We start from the raw sequence: 25,838 nt of genomic DNA on the forward strand, positions 1-25,838 counted from the left end.
CGCCGGCGCGGGCGCCGGGGTCGGCGTGGTGGCGCGCTGGAGCGGGGTGGCGAGGGGCGTGGTGGCGGCGCGCCGGGCGGAGGTGGTGGTGCCCGGCCGGGCGGGGCGGGGCCTGCGGGGCCGGTGGCAGGGGTGCTGGGGGTGGAACCGGGCAGCGGCGGTGCGGACTTCGCCGGGGGCACGGACACGGGGGTGGCCGGGGCGCTCGCACGGGCGGGGCTCGCTGCGGGCGTGGGTGCGGGTGACGTGCCGCGCTGCAAGGGGGCGCCGAGGCCGGGGCGTACGGCGGGGGTGATGCCGGTGCGCGGGGCGGCGGGCGTGGGGCTGTGCCGCGTGGGCGCGGGGTGGGCGTCGGCGTACGGGGCTGCACGGGGGTGCTTCTCGCCTCGGTACGGGGAGCCGGGGCGGCGGAACGCTGGACCACGGGCGCGGTGGGCGCGGACGGTGCCGGAGCGGAGGGCCGTCCTGCCGCGAGCCGCTGGATGGGGGGCCCGACAGGCGCGGGGGCGGGAGAGGGCGTGACGGGCGACGGGGCGGCAGCGCCGGGCCGCGGTACGGCGACGGAGGTGGAGCCGAGCGGCGGCAGCACGGTACGGCCCGTCGCGGGCTTCGGTGCTTCCCCGGAGGGCGTACGGGGTTGCGGAGCCGGGGTGTTGAGGGGAGCCGCGGGTATGGAGGCGGCCCGGGGCCGGATCCCGGGGGCCGCCCGCCTGGTCACGGCGGGGGCGGCTGGGGGAGCGGTCGTACCGGGAGCGGACGGAGCCGTGCCCGCACCGCCGGCCCGCTGGACCGGGGTCGCGTCGGGAGCCGGAACGGGGGCGGGCCGAGGGGCACCGGACGCGCCCGGAACGACGCTCACAGCGGGAGCGGTGGGCAGGGGCGGTACGGAGGGCGTGGGCGCGGCACCCGGAGTCGCGGGAGCGTCCGTGGCCCGGGGCGCCGGTGCCGTCGGAATCCGCCGCAGCGGGGCGACGGGTGCGGTGGAACCGGGCCGGGAGAGGCGCTGAACAGCGGTTACCGGAGCCGAAGTTACGGGGGTGGGCGTCGGCGTGGGCGCGGGGGTGCCGCCCCCGGCGCCCGGAGCCTGCCCGGTGCTCGCGGGCGGCTCGACCGGCACGCGCTGCACGGTGGGAGCCCCGGCCGACGGCACCGGCGTGACCGAAGGACGTGCCGGTGGTGCCGGTGCGACAGGGGCCGCTGGGCCGCCGGACGGGCCGGAGGGCTCGGGTTGCCGTGCGCCCGGTGCACCCCCGCCGGGCCGCGCCGCCCGTCGCTGCACGGCGGGCGCGGTCTGCCGCAGAGGTACGGCCGCGGGTGCGGGACGGAGATGCGGGGCCACCGGAGACAGCGCCGACGGCGCGGAGGGAGCCAGCGCACGGTGGGCGTCAGGGGCCGCACCGGAGGTGCCGGGCGGGGACACCGGTGCCGGTGCCGCTTCCTCCGGTGCCTCGACGGTGCTCTCGTGCGGTCCGGACGTACGGGACGGCGAGGGCGCGGACGTGACGGCCCGCTGGACCACGGGCTCCTTCCCACCGGCACGGCTGCCGGACTCCCGGGACGCCGGCCTCACCGGGGAGGACGGGCCGGCCGGGGTCCCCGAAGAGGCGCGGCGAGCGGGCGACGCCGAGGACGGCGGGAGGGCCGAAGGCACCGGCGAGGACGGGCCCACCGGAGGAACCGGCGCCGCCGCCTTCGAAGAAGCCGAAGAAGGAGAAGAAGCCGAAGAGGCCGAGGAGACCGGCGGCACCGAAGCAGCCGCCACACGGCACCGAGGGAGCGCCTGCAGACGGCACCGAGGGAGCGGCCTGCGCAGACGGCACCGAGGGAGCGGCCTGCGCAGACGGCACCGAGGGAGCGGCCTGCCCCGACGGCACCGCCTGCACCGGAGCCCCCGGGCCCCCACAGCCTCGAACCCGCCGTGTCCGGGGCTCGGCCGACGCCGACGGCGGAGCCGTCAACGGCGCCCCCAGCAACGGCCGACGACGCGGCGCGGAGGACGTACCGCCCTGACCGGACCGGCCGCCCGGCGCCTCGCCCGGAACCGACGGAGACGCAGCGGGGACGGACGGAGTGCCAGCCGGAGCCGACGGGAGACGGCCGGACCGGACGAAGAGACAGCCGGACCGGACGACGAGACGGCCGGTGTACCGGCCGTCCCCGCACCGGAGCCCCCCGTGCTCCGGCCCGGTGCGACCGGCAGGGACCGCCGCTGCACCGCTGCCACCGGGGCCGGCGTCCTGGTCAGGGACGCGGACCGCCGGGGAGACGGGGCGGGGGCGGGAGTCACCGACGGGCCCGCGGGGCGGGTGACGGTGAAGGGTACTGCCGCGCGCTGCACCGGCGGCAGGTCCGCGCCGTCGCCCGAAGATCCGGGACCCGGCTCGCCGGGAGGAGCGGCGACGGGCAGGGAGAGCGTGGGCAGCTCAAGACCGGGCGAGGGACGCGCCGAGGTGGTCAGGACGCCCTGGACCAGCCCGCCGGGCGCGCCGTCGAGCACGGCGTGGGAGAGCGGGCCGGCGAAGGCCGGGTTCTGCCAGGTGCTCAGCCTGCCGCCGAACCCCGCGTCGGCGACCGGCCACGACGGCCGGGCGGTGGCCCGCTGGATCGGCGGCAGCCCGGGCCACGCGGCCGTGCGCGCGGGCGTCCCGGACCCGGCCGTACCGCCCCCGGCGCCTCCGGCGCCCCCGTCGTCCACGGGGCCCGGGGACCCCGTGGCCGCGACGGACCCGGGGGACGCGGCCGGAGCGGGAGCGGCATCCGTGCCCCGTCGCCCCGCCGCGTTCGCGTTGTTCGCGTTCCTCCGCAACCGGTCGAGGAATCCCATACCCCGTCAGCCCTCCGCCGTGGCGCGGGTGACGAGTGCGGTGATCTGCTCCGTGTACCGGCGGCGGTCACCGTGTTCGAGGTCCAGGATGTTCTCCAGGCTCCAGTGGAAGTGGTAGGCGATGTACGCGATCTCCTCGTGCAGCCGGTCGGTCGCGTACGTCACGATTCCCCCAGGCGGCTCCCGCCGAGTTCGACCTCGAACGGCTGCTCGCAGTGGGGGCAGGTCACGCCGGCCCGGGTGTGGCCCTCGGCGTTGACCTGCCGGTAGAAGTCCTGGAGGAACGCCAGGTCGGAGGCGAACATGTTCTCCACGACCCCGTCGTGCACCATCGGGAGCGTGCCCAGCCGGGTGATGACCCGGCCGAGCAGCACCACCGACAGGTACGCCGGGTTCTCCTGCACCCGTATGTCGCGCAGCGGCACCAGCTCGTCCCGGGCCGTCGCCAGCCGCATCACCCCGTGCCGGTGCACGGTCCCGGACTCGTCGACGTAGCCGCGGGGCAGCTCGAAGGGGAACTCGGTGCGCAGCGCCTGGCCGCCCGCGGGGGCGGCCGACGCCGCCGGGCCCGCGCCGACGGGGCTGTCCGTGGCCTGCCCCGGGGCATCCGTGGACGGCCCCTGGGCCGCGACGGCGCCCTCGGCGGGCGTGGGGCCGGCCGGGAGGGCTCCCGGCCGGGCGGTGGTGCGGCACATTACTCGATGACCAGTTCTTCGAACGTGATGGTCACCGTCTCGGTCAGCGCGGAGGCCTCGCCGGCCTTCACGGTGCTGGTGTCGATCTTGCTGCACCAGGCGTTGCGCATGTTGTACCGCTTGACCGGATTGTTCTGGTAGTCCATCACCATGATGGTGGCGTTCTTGCGGGCCGTGCCCATCGCGCCGTTGACCGACTCGTTGATCCACTGGTTGAACGCGGCGGACTGGGTCATGCCGCGCACGACCGTGCAGGTGCCGGCCTTCTTCACGCCCGGCATCTTCTTGGTGACGGGCTTGCCCTGGGCGGAGACCTGCTGGTACTCGATCACGTCCTGCTCGATGCTGAGGCCGCTGACCTCGGCGAGGTACTCGACCATCACACCGTCGATCTGGAGGCCGAAATTGTGTGACGTGAGGGCGTCACCCGGCTGCAGACTCATCTGTCGTTACTTCTTTCGCAAGGAGGGGGCGGAGTTCGCGGGGAGAGCGGAGTGCGGGGGACTCCCCTACTCCTCCAGCTCGCCGTTGCCGCTGGAGAACTGGGCCAGCCGGAAGATGACGAACTCGGCGGGCTTGACCGGCGCGATGCCGATCTCGCAGATGACCCGGCCGAGGTCCACGGACTCCGGCGGGTTGGTCTCCTCGTCGCACTTGACGTAGAACGCCTCCTCCGGCCGGGCGCCGAAGAGGGCGCCGGAGCGCCACTCGTTGACGAGGAAGGCGGAGACGTTGCGCCGGATCCTGGCCCACAGCTGGTGGTCGTTGGGCTCGAACACCACCCACTGGGTGCCGATCAGGATCGACTCCTCCAGGTAGTTGAAGTACCGGCGGACGTTCAGGTAGCGCCAGGCCGGGTCCGAGGCCAGGGTGCGCGCGCCCCACACGCGGATGCCGCGGCCGGGGAAGGCGCGGATGCAGTTGACGCCCACCGGGTTGAGCAGGTCCTGCTCGCCGCGGGTGATCTGGAGCTCCAGGTCGACGGCGCCCCGCACCACCTCGTTGGCGGGCGCCTTGTGCACCCCGCGCTCGAAGTCGTTGCGGGCCCAGACGCCGGCGACGTGACCGCTCGGCGGGACGGTACGGCTCTGGCCGCTGGCCGGGTCGAAGACCTTGATCCACGGGTAGTACAGGGCGGCGTACTTCGAGTCGTAGCCGGCGGTCTCCTGGCGCCACACGCGGATGTCGCGGGCGTTGAGGCCGGGCGGCGGGTCGATGACGGCGACACGGTCGCCCATCAGCTCGCAGTGCGCGATCAGGCCGAGCTGGACGGCCTTGACGGCCTCCAGGTCGATGTCGCCGCGCTGGTAGGCGGCCATCAGGTCGGGGACGGCGACCATGGAGATCTCGTCCACGGCCTCAAGCCCGCCGAAGCCGGTGCGGTCCGCCGAGTCACCGACGTACTGGGCCGGGCCGGGCCGGCCGGCGTCCCCGGCGGCGGCCGGGACGGCGGGCGCGGGCTCGGGGGCGACGAGCGCGACGGTCTGGTTCTCCGGACGGGCGAGCTGCGCGGCGGGGGCCGCCTCCTGCACGGTGATGAGTTTGGAGCGCTCCTTCACCTGCGTGACGACGTAGGTGCGGCTGCTCTTCTTGGCGCTGACGTCGAAGGTCTCGACGGGCCGGTCGCCGTCCTTGACGGTGAGCCGGAACCGCTCGGCGGGGCCCTCGCCCTCGGGGTCGGAGACCTCGACGCTGAGCGCACCGGATCCGGCGGCCACCGCGGTCACGGTGAAGGTGCCGAGCTGCTGCGGCGTTCCGGCGGGCAGGGCGGCCCGCGGGGCCGCGCCGTTCACCTCGGCGGGCGCGCCGGACGCCTCGCCCGACACACCGCCGGGGGCGCCGCCGACGCGGACCACGTAGGCCGCGCTGCCGCCGTTGTTGAAGAAGCCGTAGACGGAGTGCGCGAGGTAGTACCCGTCGGTGAAGGCACCGAAGGCGGCGACGAACTGGGTCCAGTTGGTGACCAGGGTCGGCTCGTTCAGCGGGCCGGCCGGGGCGAGCCCCACGAAGGCCGCCACCGATGTGCCCACTCCTTCGATGGGGCGCGAGCCGCTGGCCACCTCCTCGACGTAGACGCCCGGCGACAGGTAGGACGGCATGCTCTGCTCTCCTCGGGGTACGAGTCAGGTCTGTACGCACCTTCGCGCGCGCAGCGCGCCTACCGGAACGGCTGCGAGTGCCGTGCCCGGGGCACCGCCGTTGCCCGGAAGGGCAAGGCGCCGCGCACCTGCCCCTGAGGCTGCCCCGAAGGTCATTCCCCCGCCCGCGCCCGCCTGACAGCCTGGGGAAAGACGTGTATCCGCCGTCGAGGGGAGTGCCCGTGCGCGGGCAGGAGGACAGGCAGAACCAGGCAGGGACGCCCGGCATCCGGTCACCGAAGTCCCGCACGGGGGGCGGGCGGCCGGCCGACGCGGCGGCCGCCCGGCTGCTCGCGTTGCAGCGGACGGCGGGGAACGCCGCGGTGGCCCGGGCCGTGGCCGAGGAACGCCACCGGCACGACGCGAACTGCGGTCATGGGCCGGGCCCGGAGTCCGCGTCGGTGCAACGGTCGGCCGTGCACCAGGTGCTGCGCAGCTCCGGCCGGCCCCTGGACACTCCCACGAGGACGGAGATGGAGTCCCGGCTCGGGGCGGACTTCGGCGACGTGCGGTTGCACACGGACGCCGTGGCCCAGCGGTCCGCCGAGGAGATCGGTGCCCGGGCCTACACCTCGGGCAGCCATGTGGTGGTCGGCCGGGACGGTATGGACAAGCACACCCTCGCGCACGAGCTGACGCACGTCGTCCAGCAGCGCAGGGGTCCGGTGGACGGCCGCGACCAGGGCGGCGGACTGAAGGTCAGCGACCCCGGGGACCGCTTCGAGCGCGAGGCCGAGGAGACCGCCCGCCGCGTGATGGCCGGAGCGCCTCCGGTGCGGGCCGGAGAGGCAGGCCCGCAGGCCGCCGGGGGCGTGCAGCGGGCCGTGGACACGGGCCCGCCGCGGGTGCAGCGGGCTCCCGCGACGGCGACGGCGGAGGACGCCGGACCGGAGTTCCGTCGGACCACGGGGACGGCCGAGCAGGACCGGGACGTGACCCTGCGCATGCTGGACCGGCTCTCCCGCGTCGCGCGGGACACGATCGTGGACACCAACGGCGAGTTCCTCGACAAGAAGAAGAAAACCGTCGCCCGTAGCGCGAAGAAGATCACGCCCCACCTGGCCGTGTCGCTGCTGCCGGACGGTCACCTCGCGATCGCCGGGAACACCGGCGACAAGAAGGTGACCGACAACGACAAGAAGGTCGTCGAGGACGAACTGGCCCGCTACGTCGAACGGTCCGACGAGGTGACGCAGGCCAAGGCCGCGGAGCGGAACCGGAACACCGGCGACCGCGCCAACAAGGACCGCACCAAACTCCGTGCGTTGGTCGAGGGCTCCTACATCGGGGCGCACGGCGGGAACGAGGGCCTGCTCGCCGTCAGCAGAGCCCTGGAGGAGGGGAAGATCCGGTGGTACGCGGTCGGTGGTGAGTCGGCGAAGCAGACCTCCCAGCACGGTGAGATGACCGTCCTCGGAGAGCACGTCGCGGAGTGGGTGAGGAACCCCAGAACCGGGGAGTCCCCGAAGACGGTCATGATGGGCGGGGTCAAGCTGGCCTGCGCCGGCTGCGAGTGGGCCTTCGAGGCCGTCAACGCGCACATCGGGCGGCCCAACGGGTACCAGATCGAAGCCGCGGGTGCCCACGGGCAGTTCTTCCCGGGCTGGGTGATGCCGGAGTGGATGAGGCAGTACCCCGACGTGGTCGAGGCCGTCAGGGCGCGGGCCGAGGCGGAGGGCAAGACGCTGGAAAACTACGTCCTCAAGGGCACCATGTCGGACCGGACCGTCGGCCACGACCCGGACGAGTCGGCCTCCGAATGGGAGGAGACGCGCTGAGCGGGGCCGGGCAGGGCCGGCTGCCTTTCCGGGCACCGACCCTGCCTCGGAGCCTCCTGACCGCCCGGCGGGCCTCCCGTAGCGTCGACGCGTGAGCCTTTGGACTTCTCTTGAGCCGGCGTCGACGACGGTCGATCCCGGCGCCGGCACGACGGTGCGGCTGCGCGTGCGCAACACCGGTGACGTGGTGGACGAGTACCGGTTCGAACCGGTGGGCGACCTCGCGCCGTGGGCGCGGGTGGAGCCGCCGTCGCTGCGGCTGTACCCGGGCACCACGGGGACGGTCGAGGTGTCCTTCACCATCCCGCGGAGCCCGGACGCCGCGGCGGGACCGCACCCGTACGCGGTGCGGATCACGCCGACGGAGCACCCCGAGGCGACCACCGTCCCCGAGGGGAACCTGACGGTCACGCCGTTCACCGAGGTGCGGGCCGAGCTGGTGCCGCCGGTGGTGAAGGGGCGGCTGCGGGGCAGGCCGGTGCTCGCGGTGGACAACGTCGGCAACACCAAGGTGACCGCCTCGCTCAGCGGGAGCGACAACGGCGACCAGCTGTCGTTCGACCTGGACCCGGGCAACGTGCAGATCGAGCCCGGGCGCGCGGCGTTCGTCAAGGCGCGGCTGAAGCCACGGGAGATCATCTGGTTCGGCTCGAAGCAGGAGCGCCCCTACACGCTGACCGTGCAGCGGTCGGGCGTGGACCCGCTGGGCGTGGAGGGCAAGTTCGTCCAGCGCGGCTTCCTGCCCGGCTGGCTGGCCACCGTGCTGGGGATGACGGTGGCGCTGGCCGTCGCGTTCGTCGTGATCTGGCTGACGTACAAGCCGGACGTGCGGTCCCTGGCCACCGAGAAGACGGCGCAGACCGAGGCCGCCGCGATCCCCGCCCCCGACCCCTCGGCCTCCGCGCCGATCACCCTGCCGAGCGCGGGGGCGTCGCAGCCGGAGCAGCCGCCCCGGCAGGAGAAGCCCGCCGACGCCGGCGGGGCCCCGGACAGCGGAGGCTCCGGTGAGAAGGAGGAGGAGAAGCCGGCCTCCGGAGGCGGCGGTGGCGGCGGAGGCGGCCAGAAGCAGCAGTCCCAGCCGCAGCCGCTGGTCGGCAGCTTCATCGTGGGCGTCGGGTCCGACCGGTGCGTGACCGTCCCGCTGAAGAAGGGCAAGGCGCAGGACGGCACCGGTCTGGTGCTGCAGGACTGCGACCCGAAGGCCCCCAACCAGCGGTGGGAGTTCCTGGACGACACGAGCGTGCGTTCCATGGGCATGTGCATGGACGTGGCCTGGGGCTCCCGGGACGACGGCGCCCTGATCCAGCTCGCCCGGTGCACCACCAATCCCGCGCAGGACTTCGTGATGAGCGGTGCGGCGGACCTCGTCAACCCGCAGGCGGACAAGTGCGTGGACGCCATGTGGAGCGGCACCGCCAACGGCACCGGCCTGCACCTGTGGACGTGCGGGGGCACGCCCAACCAGAAGTGGCAGGTGCGGACGCCCTGACGCGGCGCCGCACCCGCCCCGGCCGGGGCGGCTACCAGGTGCCCTCGCCCGGCACCAGCCGCCCCGCCTTGCGGTACTCCCGCCGCGCCCCTTCCAGCAGGTCGGCCGTGGTGACCGGCCCGCCCCGGTCCGCCGCCGCGTAGGCGGCGGTGACCACGGCGCTGCGGATGGAACCGCCGGCCAGCTCGAAGTCCCGTGCCACCTGCCGGGCGTCGACGTCGTCCGCGCACGGCACGCGGGAGAGGCTGTGCCGCCACAGCGCGAGCCGCTGGTCGGCGTCCGGGAACGGGAAGTCGACCACCAGATCGAGCCGCCGGGTGAACGCCTCGTCGATGTTGGCGCGCAGGTTGGTGGTGAGCAGCGCGATGCCGTCGAAGGACTCCAGGCGCTGGAGCAGGTAGGCGCTCTCCATGTTGGCGTACCGGTCGTGCGCGTCCTTGACCTCGGAGCGCTTGCCGAACACCGCGTCCGCCTCGTCGAAGAGCAGGACCGCGTCGGTGCGGTCCGCCTCGGAGAAGACCCGCTCCAGGTTCTTCTCGGTCTCGCCGACGTACTTGTCGACGACCGAGGACAGCCGTACGACGTAGAGGTCCAGGCCCAGTTCGGCGGCGACGACCTCGGCGGACAGGGTCTTGCCGGTGCCCGAGTCGCCCGCGAACAGGCCCAGCACGCCGTGCCCCCGGCCGCCGCCGGCGCTCAGCCGCCAGTCGCCGAGCACCCGGTCGCGCAGCCTCGCCCGCCGGGCCAGCTCCCGCAGCTGCGCCAGGGGGACCTCGGGCAGTACCAGGTCGTCCCAGGTCACCGCAGGGCGGATGCGCCGGGCGTGCTGTTCCAGACCGGAGGTCGACTGCTGGCGCGCCGCGAGCCGGAGGTGGGCGGGGGCGAGGGCCGTGCCGTCGAACGCGGCGAGGCCCCGGGCGGCCCGCACGGCCCGCGTCACCCGGTCGGTGCTCAGGTGGTAGGAGGCGACGGTGGCGGCGAGGTCGAAGCCGAGGGTGCCCGCCCGGGCGGTGGAGTGATCCGCGCCGTCCCCGTCGTGCAGGGCGGCCGCCCAGGTGCGTACCGCGTCCGCGCCCAGCCGGGGGGCGTCCAGGACGAGCGGGTCGTGGTCGCACCACTGCGGGTCGTACGGCCGGGGGCCGGTGAACACCACGGTCACATCGGGCACCGACAGTGCCCGCACGAGTGCCCCGGGGTCGTCCGGGAGCGCGGAGACGACCACGGCGAGGTTCCGCAGCCGTGCCTCGCGCACCAGGGCGGCCAGCGGCTCGTCGGCGTGCGCGCCCCTGGGCGTGTAGTGCAGGGCGCCGCCGGGCAGGGCGCGCGCCGCGTGCGCGAGGCCCTCGCCCTCGCGGTGCTCGCGCAGGTAGACGGTGAGGGGTTCCTCGGCCAGCCGCGTGGCGAGCCGGCCGGTGAAGGTGTCGTCGCCGGGCGTCCCGGCGGTGGCCGGGAGGGTGAGCGGGCGGACCCGTCCGGTGAGGGACGCGTCGGGGGTGTCGTCGCCGAGGAGATGGGCGACGAGCCGTCCCGGGACCCGCAGCGAGCGGCTGAGGAACGGCCGTTCCGGCTCCTCGACCTCCAGCAGGGCCAGCGCGCGCAGGGGTGCGCGGGGGTGGAAGACGGCACGCGCCTCGGGACGGTGCACGGGGGCGCCGCACAGGTCGAGCGCCAGCCCGGTGGTGGCGCGGCGGCGGCCCACGTCGTCGTTGAGGTAGCCGTACAGCGGCTCGAAGGAGCGGTCGAGGTCCGGGGCGAGCGCCGCGAGCAGCACCGCGACCTCCAGCGGGCGCAGGCCGAGCCGCCGTGCGAGCGGGCCGAGCCGGTCACCGGGGGGTTCGTCGTCCGCTGGCTCGTCGGGGGTCGCCGGCGCGGGGGCGGCGTTCAGGTGGTGCCGTACGGCGTCCTCGTCGAGGTAGAGGCCGCGGAGCGGGTCGCCGGCGGTCGGATCGCCGGCGGAGCGGTCCCCGACCAGCCGGGCGACGCGTTCGCGGAGCCGGGTGACGCGGGTGAGGAGCGCCTCGGCCGGGTCGTGGAGCGGGCCGTTCACCGGGTGCGCCGCCCCCGCTCGACGTGGTGCGGACGGTGGTGGCGGCCGGGCGCGTCGTCCTGGACGCCGTCGACGGAGCGGACCCGGACGACCGCTCCCTCGGTGACCGGCGGGCCGGCGTCGTACTCGGGGTAGGACGGGAACGGCACCAGCACCACCAGGTCGAGGGACGGCTTGAGTTCACCGCCGAGCGCGGACCAGATCTCGGCGAGCGACCGCGACTCGGTCTGCGTGCCGGCCACGGACAGGGAGACGGACAGACCCAAGGAAGCCAGGGTGGGCGGCAGTTCGCCGGGCGGCAGGATCTCGCGGGGGAGCAGCGTGGCGATGCAGGCCGACAACAGGCGGTGCTCGTCCTGGGGTTGCCGGGTCCAGGCGGTGACCAGGTACGACAGCCGGAACCAGCGCGGGGGCATCCGGCGCTTCACCACCTGGCCGCTGCCGTCGGTGACCGGGACCGTGCCGCGTTCGCGCCGGGAGACCTCCTCGCGGATGTCGTAGAGGTAGGCGTTGAGGGTGGGCGCGTTGCGGCGGGCCGCCCAGTCCCGGGTCGGGGCGTCCAGGGACACCTCGATGCCGGAGCCGGTCAGGGCGCCGCTCGTCAGGAGGCCCTTGAGGACCTCGTCCACCTCGTGGATCACCGTCGTACTCCTGCTCTGCCGTTGCGGCGCTCACCGGCCGCCGGACCGCCGGGTTTCCCCGATGGTGCCCAGGCGCGCGCGACGCCGTGCCCCGGCCCGTACGGGCCAGGGGCACGGCGGTCTGCCCGAGGGGTCAATTCGGTTGCCTGTACGGTCAGATGTAACCTTCCCGAAGGGCGTACGCGACGGCGTGCGCCCGGTTGCGGAGGTGCAGCCGGGTGGTGATTCCGTGCAACACGTTCTTGACCGTCCGCTCGGAGTAGGAGAGCTTGCCGGCGATCTCGCCCGTGTCCAGCCCCTCGGAGACCAGTCGCAGGACGTCCACCTCACGTGCCGTCAGGCCGGTCGCGGGAAGACCGCCGGCGTGACCCGTCGAGGTGCGGTGCATGGTGCCCACGCGGTTGATCAGCCGGCCCAGCAGGTCGCCGGGGAGGTCGCCGTCGCCCCGGGACGCCGCGACGACGGCACGCACCAGCCGGTGGGCGGTGGCCTCGTGGCGCCAGACGATCGCGCCGACCCCGCACTCCACTACATCGAGCAGTTCGTTCTCCCGGATCGCGCCCACCACCAGCACGGCACGGCTGCCGTCGCTGCGCACGAGCTTGCGCATCCGGGTCAACAGGTCCTCGTCGAGCTGGTCGTTGACGAGCAGGGCGACGGTTCCGGGGCCGGGGCGGCCGTCCTCCACCAGCTCGATGACCGGGTGACGGCGCAGTTCGCTGGCCGCGCCGGCCCGGGAGATGGGGTCCTGGGCCTCGACCAGCACGGGGATGCGGCTGCCGGGCCCGGTGGGCGTGAGCGTGGGTGGTGTGGCCGTCTCCGGGTTCCCGAACGAGCTGTGCAACCGATTCCCCATACCCGACCGTGCGGGCACCACCGGGGCGACCGCGTCCGACGCTTCGCTCACACACTCCTGTGGCGGGTGGGACGCGGGCAATCGTGGAGAACCACGAGACGCACCACGAGATCACGTGGTGTTCCGTGCGCCTGGACGGCGGCCGGGCCGTGGCTTGGCGGGAGTGGATCACGCCCCGGTGCGTCGCGTCCATACCCGCGGCGGGGATTCACACCTTCTTACCGTCTCTTGCCTCAACAGGCCGTCGTCCTCGGCCCGTCGGGGCACCTGACGGGCCCGGCGCGCGTCCTTCAGAAGGGGACCGGCGGCCCGCCGCCACCGTCCCCCGACCACGATCCGCCCGGCCCAGGAGGAACCGTTGCCCTTAGTGGACCCCCTCAGCGAACGGGACGACGCCCTGCGCCTGCTGGCCGCCGGGGCCGAACGGGCCCGCGCGGGATCGGGCCGGCTGGTCCTGCTGCGCGGCGCCACCGGCACCGGCCGCACCGCTCTCCTCAGGGCCGCCGCGCAGCAGGCGTCGGCCCGGGGAATGCGGGTGCTGCGGGCCCGCTGCACCCCTGAGGACAGGGGCACGGAGTGGGGCGTCGCCCGCCAGCTCTTCGGTGAGGAGGCGGACTTCCTCCAGGGCGCCGCGGCGGCGTCCGCCCACGTCCCGGCGGCCCACACCCCGTCGGTGCCCGCCCGCACCGAGGCGGAGCCCGGCCCCACCCAGGCCGAGCGGCGCCGGACCCGGGGGGCGCTGCTGTGGCGGCTGCTGGAGACGCACGCGCGGCGGGCGCCGCTGTTCGTGGCGGTCGACGACGTGCACGCCGCCGACCCGTCCTCGCGCCGCTGGCTGACCGAGGCGGCCCGGCTGGTCGACGGCCTGCCGGTGCTGCTGGTGGTCACCGAGCGCAGCCAGTACGACATCGACCAGGCCGCCCCCGGCCTGGCGCACGGGCTGTCCCCGGCCTTCGTGCACACCCACACCCTCGCCCCGCTGAGCGCGGACGCCGCCACGGGCCTGGTCCGTGCCGCCTTCCCGCAGGCCGCGCCGGACCGGGTGGCCGACTGCGTGCGGGCCGGGGCGGGCAACCCGCTGCTGCTGCGCGCCCTGCTGCACGACCTGTCGTCCTGGAACGCCGACGACGGCACCGCCCCGCCGACCGCGTTGCCGGACACCTGCGCGGCGCTGTACCCGGGCGCCTACCCGGACGTCGTCTCGTGGTGGCTGGCCGGCGCGGGCGGGGCCACGGCCAGGGTCGCCCGCTGCCTGGCCGTGCTGGAGAGCGCGGAGGCGGACGCCGCGGCCGTACGCCCCCCGGCCGCGGACGGTACGGCGCCCGCGCGCCACTGGTGCCCGGGGTACTGCCCCGACGAGCGCCGCGACACCCAGGCGCGGATCACCGCCAGGATGGCCCAGGCGGACCCGGACCGGGTCACCGGCTGGCTCACCGCGATGACCCGCCTCGGCCTGCTGCGGCGGGGGGAGGACGGCCTGCACCGGTACGCGCACCCGCTGCTGCGGGACGCCGTGCTCAGCGGCTGGACCAGCGGCCGGCGCCGGGAGGCGCACCGCACCGCGGCCGAGGAGCTGATGCGCGAGGGCGCCCCGGCCGGCGTGGTCGCCGGACACCTGTTCCACGGCTCCGCGGTGGCCGAGCCCTGGGCCGTCGACATCCTGGTCGAGGCGGCGGGGGAGGAGGTGCGGGCGGGCCGGCCACGCTGCGCCGTGGCGTACCTCCGGCGCGCCCTGGACGAACCCATGGCGCCGGTGCGCCGGGCCACCGTGCTGATCCAGCTCGGTTCCCTGGAGTGCGCCGCGCACCCGTCCGGCGGCCTCGCCCGGCTGGCACAGGCCGTGCGGCTGCCGGGCGAGTCCCGGGACCGGGTGCGGGCGATGGTGGCCCTGGCCACGGCGCTCGCCCGCAGCGGCGAGACCGGGGAGGCGCTGCGCCTCCTCCGCGAGGAGGAGCAGCGGCTCGCGGAACGGCCCGGCCTGGTGCGGACGCTGCGCGCGGTCGCCGTGCTGATGTCCGACGCCACGCCGGACGCGCTGCGCCCGGAGCACGAGGCGCCCCTGCCCGAGCCCGAGGGCGACGGTCCGGACCTGCTCGACGCGGCCCGGCGGATGCAGGCCGTACGGCACGGGGCGACGGCCGGGCTGATCTCCTCACGGGACGCGATGGACCGGATCCGCGCGCTCACCGACGGCCCCGCCGACCCGCTCGCCGTGCCGTTCCTGTTCGGGATGGCGGCGCTGGTGGCGCACTGGGCGGACGAACTCGACGAGGCCGAGCAGCTGGTGCGGCGGGCGCTGGATCCGCTGGGGTCCTTCATGCTGCACCCGATGCACCACATCCTGACCGACGTACGGGTGGACCTCGCGGCGGCCCGCGCCGACCACGACGCCGTGCTGGCCGAGCCGAGTGCGCGGACCCCCCGGATCCGCTCCTCCGGGCCCGGGCCCACGAGCGCGCACACGCAGGCCGTGATCGCCCTGGTGGAGACGGGACGGCTGGAGGAGGCCGCCCGGCTGGTGGACGGCTTCGAGCTCCCGACCGCCCCGGACTCCTGGCGCACGCACCGCTTCCTCTACGCGCGGGGGGTGCTGCGCGCGGCGGCCGGGGAGCCGGCGGCGGCGCTGGAGGACTTCGGCGAGTGCGGCCGGCGGCAGGCGTCCCGCGAGGCGTACCTGTCCGTGGCCTCCCCGTGGCGGGTGGGCGCCGCCGAGTGCCTGCTCGCGCTGGGCAGGCGGCACGAGGCGCTGTCGCACGCCGAGGAGGAGGCGCGGCTCGCCGAGGTCTGGCACACCCCGAGGGTGCGGGGGCGGGCGTTGCGGGTGCTGGGTGAGGCCACGGGCGGCCGGCGCGGGCTGCGGCTCACCGGCACGGCGGTCGCGCTGCTGCGCGGGACACCGGCCGATGCCGAGCTGATCGCCGCGCTGATCGCCCACGGACGACTGCTGGTTGCCTCGCGGGAGCGCTCCCAAGCACGGGAGGCGCTGTACGAGGCGGTGGAGCGGGCCGAGCGCCTGGGCGCCGTCCGGCTGCGCGGGGTGGCCGAGGAGCTGCTGCACGAGGGCGGCGCCCGGCGTGCCGGAGCCCCGCGCACGGGCCCGGCCGCGCTGACCGACAGCGAGCGCCGCATCGCGGGCCTGGCGGCGGAGGGCCGCACCAACGCGGAGATAGCGGCGTCCCTGCACCTGGCCCGCCGCACGGTGGAAACCCACCTGACGGCGGCCTACCGCAAGTTAGGCATAACCCGCCGCACCGAACTCCCCGCAGCCCTTCCCCCGTCCCCCTACGGCCCCCCGGCCCGCGCGAGCTGACAACGACACCGGGCGTGACCGCCAGCGGCCCCCGCTCGACGGCCCGGCGGCCGGGCCGTCCGCCGACCGCGAGCCGCGGCCCCCGGCCCGGCGAGCTGACGACGGCGCCAGGGCGTCACCCCCCGACGGCACCCGGCGGGGGCGGCCCCGGCCCCCTGGGGCCCTCACGCGAGCTGCCGACGGAGTCCCGCCGGACGCCCGTGGCCGGGGCGCATGCCCCGCCCGCCGGGCCATTGCGGCCTCGGGCCGCCCACGGTGCGTCGGCCGGACGGAGCGCCCTCGGGGCGCGGGCGGTGGTACGGGACGCGGCGGACCGGTGAGCTGCCGGGCCCCGCAGGGGTGCCGGGGCGCGGGCGGCGCGCGCGAACGCCCCACTGGCCTCGGGCCGCCCACGGTGCGTCGGCCGGACGGAGCGCCCTCGCGGCGGGGGCGGTGGTACGGGACGCGGCGACCGGTGAGCTGCCGGGCCCCGCAGGGGTGCCGGGGCGCGGGCGGCGCGCGCGAACGCGCCACCGGCTTCGGGCCGCCCGACGTCCGCCGACCGGACGAAGCGCCCTCGGCGCGGGCGGCGGTACCGGGCTCGGCGGGCCGGCCGTCGCGGGGGTGCGGGGCGCGGGCGGCTCAGGCGGCGCCCCCTGGTCCGGGCGGGCTGACGGAGGGCCGGGACGGTGAAAGGGCCGCCCCTTCCGGGGCGGCCCTTTCCGTGCGGGGGGCGTTACTTCACCGGTTCCGGCTCGGGAGCCGGCTCCGTCTCTTCCTCGCCCGCCGGGTCGATCGGCGTCTTGACGGACTCCAGCAGCAGCTGGGCGACGTCCACGACCTGGATGGACTCCTTGACCTTGACGCCCGGGGCGGAGCCGTTTTCGGCCGCGGCCTTCTTGCCGTTGACCGAGTCGGTCAGCATGACCAGGCAGAACGGGCAGGCCGTGGAGATGATGTCCGGGTTGAGGGAGAGGGCCTCGTCGACGCGCTCGTTGTTGATGCGCTTGCCGATCCGCTCCTCCATCCACATCCGGGCGCCGCCGGCGCCGCAGCAGAAGCCGCGCTCCTTGTGACGGTGCATCTCCTCGTTGCGCAGGCCCGGGACCTTGCCGATGATCTCGCGCGGTGGCGTGTAGATCTTGTTGTGGCGGCCCAGGTAGCACGGGTCGTGGTAGGTGATGAGGCCCTCGACCGGGGTGACCGGGATCAGCTTGCCCTCGTCCACCAGGTGCTGGAGCAGCTGCGTGTGGTGGATGACCTCGTAGTCGCCACCGAGCTGCGGGTACTCGTTGCCCAGGGTGTTCAGGCAGTGCGGGCAGGTGGCGACGATCTTCTTCGACGCCTTCGGCTTGCGGGACTCCTCGGTCACCTTGCCGTCGTCGTCCCTCTCCTCGCCGAACGCGGCGTTGAGGGACATGACGTTCTCCATGCCGAGCTCCTGGAACAGGGGCTCGTTGCCGAGACGGCGGGCGGAGTCACCGGTGCACTTCTCGTCGCCGCCCATGATCGCGAACTTGACGCCCGCGATGTGCAGCAGCTCCGCGAAGGCCTTGGTGGTCTTCTTGGCACGGTCCTCCAGGGCACCGGCGCAGCCGACCCAGTAGAGGTACTCGACCTCGGACAGGTCCTCGATGTCCTTGCCGACGACCGGGACCTCGAAGTCGACCTCCTTGGTCCACTCCAGGCGCTGCTTCTTCGCCAGGCCCCAGGGGTTGCCCTTCTTCTCCAGGTTCTTGAGCATCGTGCCCGCCTCGGACGGGAAGGCGCTCTCGATCATCACCTGGTAGCGGCGCATGTCGACGATGTGGTCGACGTGCTCGATGTCCACCGGGCACTGCTCGACGCAGGCGCCGCAGGTGGTGCAGGACCACAGGACGTCCGGGTCGATGACGCCGTTCTCCTCGGCGGTGCCGATCAGCGGGCGATCGGCCTCGGCGAGGGCGGCGGCGGGCACACCGGCCAGCTGCTCCTCGGACGCCTTCTCCTCGCCCTCCATGGTCTTGCCGCCGCCGGCCAGCAGGTACGGGGCCTTGGCGTGCGCGTGGTCGCGCAGCGACATGATCAGCAGCTTGGGGGAGAGCGGCTTGCCGGTGTTCCAGGCGGGGCACTGCGACTGGCAGCGTCCGCACTCGGTGCAGGTGGAGAAGTCCAGCAGGCCCTTCCAGGAGAACTGCTCGACCTGGGAGACGCCGAAGACGTCGTCGTCACCGGGGTCGGTGAAGTCGATCGGCTTGCCGCCGGAGGTCATCGGCTGCAGGGCGCCCAGGGCGGTCCCGCCGTCGGCCTCGCGCTTGAACCAGATGTTGGGGAAGGCGAGGAAGCGGTGCCAGGCCACACCCATGTTGGTGTTGAGCGAGACGACGATCATCCAGACGAAGGACGTCCCGATCTTGATCATGGCGACCAGGTAGACCAGGTTCTGCAGCGCGCCGACCGACAGCCCCTTGAAGGCCAGGACCAGCGGGTACGAGGCGAAGTACGACGCCTCGTAGTGGTCGACGTGGTGCAGGGCGCCCTCGAGGCCGCGCAGCACGTAGATCGCGAGGCCGATGGTGAGGATGACGTACTCGACGAAGTACGCCTGGCCGGCCTTGGAGCCGGCGAAGCGGGACTTGCGGCCGGGCCGGGACGGCAGGCTGAGCAGGCGGATCACGATCAGCGCCGCGATGCCCAGGACCGTCATGACACCGATGAACTCGATGTACATCTCGAACGGCAGGAAGTCGCCGATGACCGGCAGCACCCAGTCGGCCTGGAACAGCTGGCCGAAGGCCTGGGCGAGGGTCGGCGGCAGTGTCAGGAAGCCGACGGCGACGAACCAGTGGGCGATGCCGACGATGCCCCACCGGTTCATGCGGGTGTGGCCGAGGAACTCCCGCACCAGGGTCACACTGCGCTGGTAGGGGTTGTCGGTCCGGCTGCCGGCCGGGACCGGCTGGCCCAGCTTGAAGTGCCGGACGAACTGGCCGATCGCGCGTGCGAGCAGCGCAACGCCGACCACGGTCAGGACCAGCGACACGATGATCGCGGCGAGTTGCATGAGGGCTCCTCGGGCCTGCGAGGGGTTCAGGGTGTGGAGTGGGCTGTCGGGGGCTTCACCGGGACTTGCCTTCCGGCTTCCCCGAGATTACTAAGCGGTAACTTATGCAGTCCGTCTGAGACTACCCCCATCTCCGGCCGCACTGTAGCCGGGCACGGGGTGATCTGAATCGCTGAGGGTTGCCTTCGCGGGTGACCGGTGAGCCGGCCGGCGGACGCCCTGGTGGGTGCCCGGGAGGAGCCCTGGCGACCGCCCCGGATGGCGTCCGGGATCCGATCGTGTTATTCACGCCAAATCGGTCGATACGCCTCTAACTTATATCCGTGCTCTACGGGATCGTCGCCGCCGCCACCGCCCTGCTGCTGTCCGCCCTGCTCACGGGGGTCCTGCGGGTCCCCGCCCTGCGTCTGGGGATCGTGGACCGCAGGCGCCGGCGGGCCGTGCCGCTGGCCGGGGGAACGGCCGTCGCACTGGCGACCGCCCTGGTCGCGGTGGCCGGGGACGCCCTGGGTGTGGCCCCGCTCGGCGCCGGGATCGGCCGGGTGGTCGTGGCCGCCGGCTGCGTCGCGGCGCTCGGGCTGGCCGCCGACGCCTGGCGGCTCCGCCGGTGGGTCACGCCCGCCGGTACGGCCGTGGCGGCGGCGCTGGTCGTCCCGTACGAGGAGACCGGGGTGCCCGGCGGGGTGCTGGCCGCGGCGTGCGTCGTCGTGGCGACCGTCGCCTTCCGGGGCCTGGACCACGCCGACGGCTTGGCCGGCACCGTGGGGGCGGTGGGCGCGGTCGCGGTGGCCGTCTGCGCGGCGGCCGAGGTGATGGACGGACTCGCCGCGCTGCTCGGCGCCCTGGCCGCCGCCCTCGCCGGGTTCCTGCTGCACAACTGGTTCCCCGCGCAGGCGGCGCTCGGGGCGGGCGGGGCGCTGTTCACGGGCTTCCTTCTGTCCTCCTCGGCGGTGTTCGTGCGGGCCGGACAGGGAATCGGGTCCGGAGCGGCCGTGTTGTTCGCGCTCACGGCCCTGGCGTGTGCGGACGCCGCCCTGGTGGTACTCGGGCGGCGGCTCGACCGCCGGCCGGTGGCCCGCGGACGGCCGGACCATCTCGCGCACCGGCTGCGGCGGCTGGGGCTCGCACCCCGCGCGGCCGTGGTGCTGCTCGGTGCCGGGGCCGCGGGCGCGGCGGTGCTCGCGGTGTGCGTGCACACGGGGAGGCTGCCCGCGGGCGCGGCGATGTGGGTCGCGGGAGCCGCGGCGGTGCTCGTCCTGGGGCTCGTGCGGTTGCCCGTCACTCCCGTTTTCCGGCCGCGTCAACGTTCGGCCAGTGCGTCCTCGCAGGTCAGCGAGCGGTTGCGTGTAAGGAGCGGATAAGAGTTGAGTCTGGCTGACTCAGCTCTGTTGACCCCACGCCGGACGTCATGCATGCTTGAGTCTGTTCCACTCAAGTCAGCTGGAGGAATCGAAATGGCACGTGCGGTCGGCATCGACCTGGGCACGACTAACTCCGTCGTCAGCGTTCTGGAGGGCGGCGAGCCCACCGTCATCACCAACGCCGAGGGCGCCAGGACCACGCCTTCCGTCGTCGCCTTCGCCAAGAACGGTGAGGTGCTGGTCGGCGAGGTGGCCAAGCGCCAGGCCGTGACGAACGTCGACAGGACCATCCGGTCGGTCAAGCGCCACATGGGCACCGACTGGAAGATCAACCTGGACGGCAAGGACTTCAACCCGCAGCAGATCAGTGCCTTCGTGCTGCAGAAGCTGAAGCGGGACGCCGAGGCGTACCTGGGCGAGAAGGTGACCGACGCGGTCATCACCGTCCCGGCGTACTTCAACGACGCCGAGCGCCAGGCGACCAAGGAGGCCGGCGAGATCGCCGGTCTGAACGTGCTGCGCATCGTCAACGAGCCGACGGCCGCCGCCCTGGCGTACGGCCTCGACAAGGACGACCAGACCATCCTCGTCTTCGACCTCGGTGGCGGTACGTTCGACGTCTCGCTGCTGGAGATCGGCGACGGTGTCGTCGAGGTGAAGGCCACCAACGGTGACAACCACCTCGGTGGTGACGACTGGGACCAGCGCGTCGTCGACTACCTGGTCAAGCAGTTCCAGTCGGGTCACGGCGTGGACCTGTCCAAGGACAAGATGGCGCTGCAGCGTCTGCGTGAGGCCGCCGAGAAGGCGAAGATCGAGCTGTCCTCGTCCACCGAGACCTCGATCAACCTCCCCTACATCACCGCCTCCGCCGAGGGCCCCCTGCACCTCGACGAGAAGCTGACCCGCGCGCAGTTCCAGCAGCTGACCGCGGACCTGCTCGAGCGCTGCAAGACGCCGTTCAACAACGTCATCAAGGACGCCGGCATCTCCGTCAGCGAGATCGACCACGTCGTCCTGGTCGGTGGCTCGACCCGTATGCCCGCCGTCGCCGACCTGGTCAGGGACCTGACCGGCGGCAAGGAGGCCAACAAGGGCGTCAACCCGGACGAGGTCGTCTCCATCGGCGCCGCGCTCCAGGCCGGTGTCCTCAAGGGCGAGGTCAAGGACGTCCTCCTGCTCGACGTCACCCCGCTGTCCCTCGGCATCGAGACCAAGGGCGGCATCATGACCAAGCTGATCGAGCGCAACACCACGATCCCGACCAAGCGCTCCGAGATCTTCACCACGGCCGAGGACAACCAGCCGTCCGTGCAGATCCAGGTCTACCAGGGCGAGCGCGAGATCGCGGCGTACAACAAGAAGCTGGGCATGTTCGAGCTGACCGGTCTGCCGCCGGCGCCGCGTGGCGTCCCGCAGATCGAGGTCTCCTTCGACATCGACGCCAACGGCATCATGCACGTCACGGCGAAGGACCTCGGCACCGGCAAGGAGCAGAAGATGACCGTCACCGGCGGCTCCTCGCTGCCGAAGGACGAGGTCGACCGGATGCGCCAGGAGGCCGAGAAGTACGCGGAGGAGGACCACGCCCGCCGCGAGGCCGCCGAGTCCCGCAACCAGGGCGAGCAGCTCGTCTACCAGACGGAGAAGTTCCTCGCGGACAACGCGGACAAGGTCCCCGGTGACGTCAAGACGGAGGTCGAGGAAGCCGTCGCCGAGCTGAAGGAAAAGCTCAAGGGCGAGGACACCGCCGAGATCCGCACCGCCACGGAGAAGGTCGCCGCCGTCTCCCAGAAGCTGGGCCAGGCCATGTACGCCGACGCCCAGGGTGCCCAGGCCGCCGGTGGCGCGTCCGCCGGTGAGGCCAAGGCCGACGACGACGTCGTCGACGCCGAGATCGTCGACGAGGACCGCAAGGACGGTGCGGCGTGACGGAAGAGACCCCGGGCTTCGACGAGCAGCAGCAGCCCGACGTCCCTTCCGGCGCACCGACCGACGACGCCGAGCCGAAGGCCGCCGCTCCCTCCGAGGAGGAGGCGGCCCCGGCCGGGGACACGGGGCAGAACGCCGCCCTGGTGGCTCAGCTGGACCAGGCCCGCACCGCGCTCGGCGAGCGCACCGCGGATCTCCAGCGCCTCCAGGCCGAGTTCCAGAACTACCGCCGCCGTGTCGAGCGGGACCGGGTAGCGGTCAAGGAGGTCGCCGTGGCGAACCTCCTGTCCGAACTGCTCCCGGTGCTGGACGACATCGGCCGCGCACGGGAACACGGCGAGCTGCTCGGCGGCTTCAAGTCCGTCGCCGAGTCGCTGGAGACCACGGTGGCGAAGCTGGGCCTGCAGCAGTTCGGCAAGGAGGGCGAGCCCTTCGACCCGACGATCCATGAGGCCCTGATGCACTCCTACGCCCCGGACGTCACCGAGACGACGTGCGTGGCGATCCTGCAGCCGGGGTACCGCATCGGCGAGCGCACCATCCGCCCCGCGCGGGTGGCCGTCGCCGAGCCGCAGCCGGGCGCGCAGACGGTCAAGCCGGCCGAGGAGAGCACCGAGGCGCAGGCGGAGGAGAACAAGGAGAACGGTGGCCCGGAGGAGGGCTGACGTTATAGCTGACGCAGGGAAGGAGGGACGTCGGGGATGAGCACCAAGGACTTCATCGAGAAGGACTACTACAAGGTCCTCGGCGTCCCCAAGGACGCCACCGAGGCCGAGATCAAGAAGGCGTACCGGAAGCTCGCCCGCGAGTTCCACCCGGACGCCAACAAGGGCAACGCCAAGGCGGAGGAGCGCTTCAAGGAGATCTCCGAGGCGAACGACATCCTCGGCGACCCCAAGAAGCGCAAGGAGTACGACGAGGCGCGCGCCCTCTTCGGCAACGGCGGTTTCCGTCCGGGGCCGGGCGGAAGCGGCGGCACGTTCAACTTCGACCTGGGTGACCTCTTCGGAGGTCAGCCCGGCGGCGGCCAGGCCGGCGGCTTCGGCGGTGGCCTCGGTGACGTCTTCGGGGGCCTGTTCAACCGGGGCGGCGCGGGGACCACGCGGACCCAGCCGCGCCGGGGCCAGGACATCGAGTCCGAGGTGACGCTCAGCTTCACCGAGGCGATCGAGGGCGCGACCGTCCCGCTGCGGATGTCGTCGCAGGCGCCCTGCAAGGCATGTTCGGGCACCGGCGACAAGAACGGCACACCGCGCGTGTGCCCGACCTGTGTCGGCACCGGGCAGGTGGCGCGGGGCTCCGGCGGCGGTTTCTCGCTGACGGACCCGTGCCCCGACTGCAAGGGCCGCGGTCTGATCGCGGAGGAGCCCTGCGAGGTCTGCAAGGGCAGCGGCCGGGCCAAGTCCTCGCGGACGATGCAGGTGCGCATTCCCGCGGGGGTCAGTGACGGGCAGCGGATCCGGCTGCGCGGCAAGGGGGCTCCCGGTGAGCGCGGCGGGCCCGCGGGCGATCTGTACGTCGTCGTGCACGTCGGCACCCACCCGGTGTTCGGCCGCAAGGACGACAACCTGACCGTCACCGTGCCCGTCACGTATCCCGAGGCGGCTCTCGGCGGCGAGATCCGGGTCCCGACGCTGGGCGGTCCTCCGGTGACGCTGAAGCTTCCGCCGGGCACACCCAACGGGCGCACCATGCGTGCCCGCGGCAAGGGAGCGGTCCGCAAGGACGGCACCCGCGGTGATCTTCTGGTGACCGTCGAGGTGAGTGTTCCCAAGGACCTGTCGGGGAAGGCTCGTGACGCCCTGGAGGCGTATCGCGAGGCAACCGCGGACCAGGATCCGCGGGCGGAGCTGTTCCAGGCCGCGAAGGGAGCTTGATGCGATGGACGGCCGTCGACGCAATCCGTACGAACTGACCCAGGACACCCCGGTCTACGTCATTTCGGTGGCGGCCCAGCTGTCCGGTCTGCATCCGCAGACGCTGCGTCAGTACGACCGGCTGGGACTTGTGTCGCCGGACCGCACGGCGGGCCGGGGCCGGCGCTACTCGGCCCGTGACATCGAACTGCTCCGGCAGGTGCAGCAGTTGTCGCAGGACGAGGGCATCAACCTGGCCGGAATCAAGCGCATCATCGAACTGGAGAACCAGGTCGCCGCCCTCCAGGCCCGGGTGGCCGAACTGGAGGACGCGCTCGACGGCGCGGCGGCGGCGATGCGCCAGCGCGAGGCGGCCGTCCACGCCTCGTACCGCCGTGACCTGGTGCCTTACCAGGAAGTGCAGCAGACCAGCGCGCTGGTGGTGTGGCGGCCCAAGCGCCAGCAGCAGTCGGACTGACCACGCGGAACGCGCGGAAGGGGCCCTGAGGTTCACCGAACCTCAGGGCCCCTTCTCTTATGCCTGACCACATCTGTGACTATGGTATGCCTGCGTGTCCAGGTGATCCACGCGGCGTGTCCGCAGGACTTTCACGAGTTCAGCGGACCGTGCTGTGTCCATCTCGTTAAGTGGTTGCCCCTTGACGGCGATGGGCCCTGAAGCGTTGGCTTTTCAGTCACATGGGCCGCAAAGCTGTGCCCACGTCCAAAACGCACCTGAAGTGAGCCCTCGCATGCGTCGTATCGCCATATCCGTGGCCGCCGTTTCGATGTCCGTCACGCTCGCCGGCTGCGGCATGCTCGACGCGACAGGGAGCAGCGACGAGGCGAGCCCCGCCAAGGGCGACGACATCTCCGTCGGCCTCCTCCTCCCGGAGAAGGCCAACACGCGCTACGAGCAGTTCGACTACCCCTTCTTCAAGAAGAAGGTGGAGGCGCTCACCGACAACAAGGGCAAGGTCGAGTACGCCAACGCCGAGGCGGACGCCGACAAGCAGGCCTCCCAGATGCAGCGCATGATCGACTCGAAGGTCGACGTCATCGTGCTGGACGCGGTGGACGCGCACGCCATCGCGGAGAGCGTCACCAAGGCCAAGGAGGCGGGCATCCCGGTCATCGCCTACGACCGGCTGGCCGAGGGCCCGATCGACGCGTACATCTCCTTCGACAACGAGCTGGTCGGCGAGGTGCAGGGCCGTTCGCTGCTGGAGTCCTTCGGCGGCGACCTCAGCATCACCGACAAGGTCGTGATGATGAACGGCTCGTCGACCGACCCCAACGCCAAGCAGTTCAAGGCGGGCGCGCTGTCCGAGCTCAAGGGCAAGGTCACCATCGCCAAGTCCTTCGACACCAAGGACTGGGACCCCAAGAACGCCGAGAAGAACATGGCCGAGGCGATCGGTGAGATCGGCGCGGAGAAGATCAAGGGCGTCTACTCGGCCAACGACGGCATGGCGGGCGGCATCGTCAAGGCGCTGCGCGCCGCCGGTGTCACCGACCTCCCGCCGATCACCGGCCAGGACGCGGAGATCGCCGCGGTGCAGCGCATCGTCACCGGCGAGCAGTACATGAGCGTGTACAAGTCGTACCCGACGGAGGCGGAGAACGCCGCGGAGATGGCCGTGGCGCGGGTCCAGGGCCGGGACATCCAGTTCGACGCCCTCACCCGCGACCGGGTCGACAGCCCCACCGAGCAGGACATCCCGGCGCAGCTGGTGCCGGTGGTCGCGCTGACGCAGGAGAACATCCAGGACACGGTCATCGCCGACGGGTTCTACGACGTGTCGGACATCTGCACCGCCGAGTTCAAGTCCGCCTGCGAGAAGCTCGACCTGAAGTAACTCCCGTCGGTATTCGGCCACCCGCAGGTC

At 73.4% G+C, this 25,838-nt stretch carries 17 protein-coding genes; 9 read left to right on the forward strand and 8 right to left on the reverse strand.

Going from position 1 to position 25,838, the window contains the following annotated elements; translation table 11 throughout:
- Nucleotides 1-2,830: 2,830 nt before the first annotated feature.
- From F3L20_RS33870 to F3L20_RS00950, 4 genes are all read right to left on the reverse strand, one after another.
- On the reverse strand, nt 2,831-2,989 hold the full coding sequence (locus F3L20_RS33870; RefSeq protein ID WP_167534433.1) for a DUF6760 family protein: 159 nt from the start codon (nt 2,987-2,989) through the stop codon (nt 2,831-2,833).
- Nucleotides 2,986-3,519: a hypothetical protein gene (locus tag F3L20_RS00940; protein ID WP_150151119.1), complete on the reverse strand. Its 534-nt coding sequence runs from the start codon at nt 3,517-3,519 to the stop codon at nt 2,986-2,988. Before F3L20_RS00940 ends, F3L20_RS33870 begins: the two co-directional genes overlap by 4 nt.
- Nucleotides 3,519-3,962 (reverse strand): phage tail protein, encoded by a 444-nt coding sequence (locus F3L20_RS00945; protein WP_024886438.1) that lies wholly within the window; start codon nt 3,960-3,962, stop codon nt 3,519-3,521. The genes F3L20_RS00940 and F3L20_RS00945 overlap by 1 nt, the downstream gene beginning before the upstream one ends.
- Nucleotides 3,963-4,028: 66 nt before the next feature.
- Nucleotides 4,029-5,618, reverse strand: coding sequence for a phage tail sheath family protein (locus F3L20_RS00950; protein WP_150151122.1), 1,590 nt, complete (start codon nt 5,616-5,618; stop codon nt 4,029-4,031).
- Nucleotides 5,619-5,839: 221 nt separating this feature from the next.
- Between F3L20_RS00950 and F3L20_RS34365 the strand changes: the two genes are divergently transcribed.
- Both F3L20_RS34365 and F3L20_RS00960 read left to right on the forward strand, forming a co-directional pair.
- On the forward strand, nt 5,840-7,435 hold the full coding sequence (locus tag F3L20_RS34365) for a DUF4157 domain-containing protein (RefSeq protein WP_240810811.1): 1,596 nt from the start codon (nt 5,840-5,842) through the stop codon (nt 7,433-7,435).
- Between the two features lie 91 nt (nt 7,436-7,526).
- The gene (locus F3L20_RS00960; protein WP_150151125.1) at nt 7,527-8,924 is read left to right on the forward strand and encodes a ricin-type beta-trefoil lectin domain protein; all 1,398 of its coding nucleotides are present in this window, start codon (nt 7,527-7,529) and stop codon (nt 8,922-8,924) included.
- A 31-nt stretch (nt 8,925-8,955) separates the two neighbouring features.
- Here F3L20_RS00960 and F3L20_RS00965 read toward each other — a convergent pair whose 3' ends face one another.
- The 3 genes from F3L20_RS00965 to F3L20_RS00975 all read right to left on the reverse strand — a co-directional run bounded on the left by F3L20_RS00965 (nt 8,956) and on the right by F3L20_RS00975 (nt 12,519).
- Nucleotides 8,956-10,971: an ATP-binding protein gene (locus F3L20_RS00965; RefSeq protein WP_150151128.1), complete on the reverse strand. Its 2,016-nt coding sequence runs from the start codon at nt 10,969-10,971 to the stop codon at nt 8,956-8,958.
- Complete coding sequence (locus F3L20_RS00970) at nt 10,968-11,612, reverse strand: DUF4255 domain-containing protein (RefSeq protein ID WP_150151131.1); 645 nt, start codon at nt 11,610-11,612, stop codon at nt 10,968-10,970. Before F3L20_RS00970 ends, F3L20_RS00965 begins: the two co-directional genes overlap by 4 nt.
- Nucleotides 11,613-11,766: 154 nt before the next feature.
- Nucleotides 11,767-12,519 (reverse strand): helix-turn-helix transcriptional regulator, encoded by a 753-nt coding sequence (locus tag F3L20_RS00975; RefSeq protein ID WP_240810812.1) that lies wholly within the window; start codon nt 12,517-12,519, stop codon nt 11,767-11,769.
- Nucleotides 12,520-12,835: 316 nt separating this feature from the next.
- Between F3L20_RS00975 and F3L20_RS00980 the strand changes: the two genes are divergently transcribed.
- Nucleotides 12,836-15,778: an AAA family ATPase gene (locus F3L20_RS00980; RefSeq protein WP_150151134.1), complete on the forward strand. Its 2,943-nt coding sequence runs from the start codon at nt 12,836-12,838 to the stop codon at nt 15,776-15,778.
- 715 nt (nt 15,779-16,493) lie between these two features.
- On the opposite strand, the gene F3L20_RS00985 is transcribed toward F3L20_RS00980, so the two are convergent.
- Nucleotides 16,494-18,800, reverse strand: coding sequence for a (Fe-S)-binding protein (locus F3L20_RS00985; protein ID WP_150151137.1), 2,307 nt, complete (start codon nt 18,798-18,800; stop codon nt 16,494-16,496).
- Between the two features lie 323 nt (nt 18,801-19,123).
- On the opposite strand from F3L20_RS00985, the gene F3L20_RS00990 reads away from it, so the two are divergent.
- The 6 genes from F3L20_RS00990 (at nt 19,124) to F3L20_RS01015 (ending at nt 25,808) form a co-directional block, all read left to right on the forward strand.
- Nucleotides 19,124-20,161: an undecaprenyl/decaprenyl-phosphate alpha-N-acetylglucosaminyl 1-phosphate transferase gene (locus F3L20_RS00990; protein WP_150151140.1), complete on the forward strand. Its 1,038-nt coding sequence runs from the start codon at nt 19,124-19,126 to the stop codon at nt 20,159-20,161.
- 93 nt (nt 20,162-20,254) lie between these two features.
- Nucleotides 20,255-22,093 (forward strand): molecular chaperone DnaK, encoded by a 1,839-nt coding sequence (gene dnaK, locus F3L20_RS00995; RefSeq protein ID WP_145829176.1) that lies wholly within the window; start codon nt 20,255-20,257, stop codon nt 22,091-22,093.
- Nucleotides 22,090-22,758, forward strand: a complete 669-nt coding sequence (gene grpE, locus F3L20_RS01000) for a nucleotide exchange factor GrpE (protein ID WP_150151143.1) — start codon at nt 22,090-22,092, stop codon at nt 22,756-22,758. Before dnaK ends, grpE begins: the two co-directional genes overlap by 4 nt.
- 36 nt (nt 22,759-22,794) lie before the next feature.
- Complete coding sequence (gene dnaJ / locus F3L20_RS01005) at nt 22,795-23,970, forward strand: molecular chaperone DnaJ (protein ID WP_145829177.1); 1,176 nt, start codon at nt 22,795-22,797, stop codon at nt 23,968-23,970.
- 4 nt (nt 23,971-23,974) lie between these two features.
- Nucleotides 23,975-24,427, forward strand: coding sequence for a heat shock protein transcriptional repressor HspR (locus F3L20_RS01010; protein WP_006134641.1), 453 nt, complete (start codon nt 23,975-23,977; stop codon nt 24,425-24,427).
- A 274-nt stretch (nt 24,428-24,701) separates the two neighbouring features.
- Nucleotides 24,702-25,808: a sugar ABC transporter substrate-binding protein gene (locus tag F3L20_RS01015; RefSeq protein WP_240810813.1), complete on the forward strand. Its 1,107-nt coding sequence runs from the start codon at nt 24,702-24,704 to the stop codon at nt 25,806-25,808.
- Nucleotides 25,809-25,838: the final 30 nt, after the last annotated feature.

This window comes from Streptomyces tendae, assembly GCF_008632955.1.
GTDB lineage: Bacteria > Actinomycetota > Actinomycetes > Streptomycetales > Streptomycetaceae > Streptomyces.

Bases quoted from the DNA above. Each gene is read 5' to 3' on its own strand.
- F3L20_RS00940 (WP_150151119.1), bottom strand. From the start codon at position 3,519: ATGTGCCGCACCACCGCCCGGCCGGGAGCCCTCCCGGCCGGCCCCACG.
- F3L20_RS00945 (WP_024886438.1), bottom strand. From the start codon at position 3,962: ATGAGTCTGCAGCCGGGTGACGCCCTCACGTCACACAATTTCGGCCTC.
- F3L20_RS00950 (WP_150151122.1), bottom strand. From the start codon at position 5,618: ATGCCGTCCTACCTGTCGCCGGGCGTCTACGTCGAGGAGGTGGCCAGC.
- F3L20_RS00985 (WP_150151137.1), bottom strand. From the start codon at position 18,800: ATGCAACTCGCCGCGATCATCGTGTCGCTGGTCCTGACCGTGGTCGGC.
- dnaK (WP_145829176.1), top strand. From the start codon at position 20,255: ATGGCACGTGCGGTCGGCATCGACCTGGGCACGACTAACTCCGTCGTC.
- dnaJ (WP_145829177.1), top strand. From the start codon at position 22,795: ATGAGCACCAAGGACTTCATCGAGAAGGACTACTACAAGGTCCTCGGC.
- F3L20_RS01010 (WP_006134641.1), top strand. From the start codon at position 23,975: ATGGACGGCCGTCGACGCAATCCGTACGAACTGACCCAGGACACCCCG.
- F3L20_RS01015 (WP_240810813.1), top strand. From the start codon at position 24,702: ATGCGTCGTATCGCCATATCCGTGGCCGCCGTTTCGATGTCCGTCACG.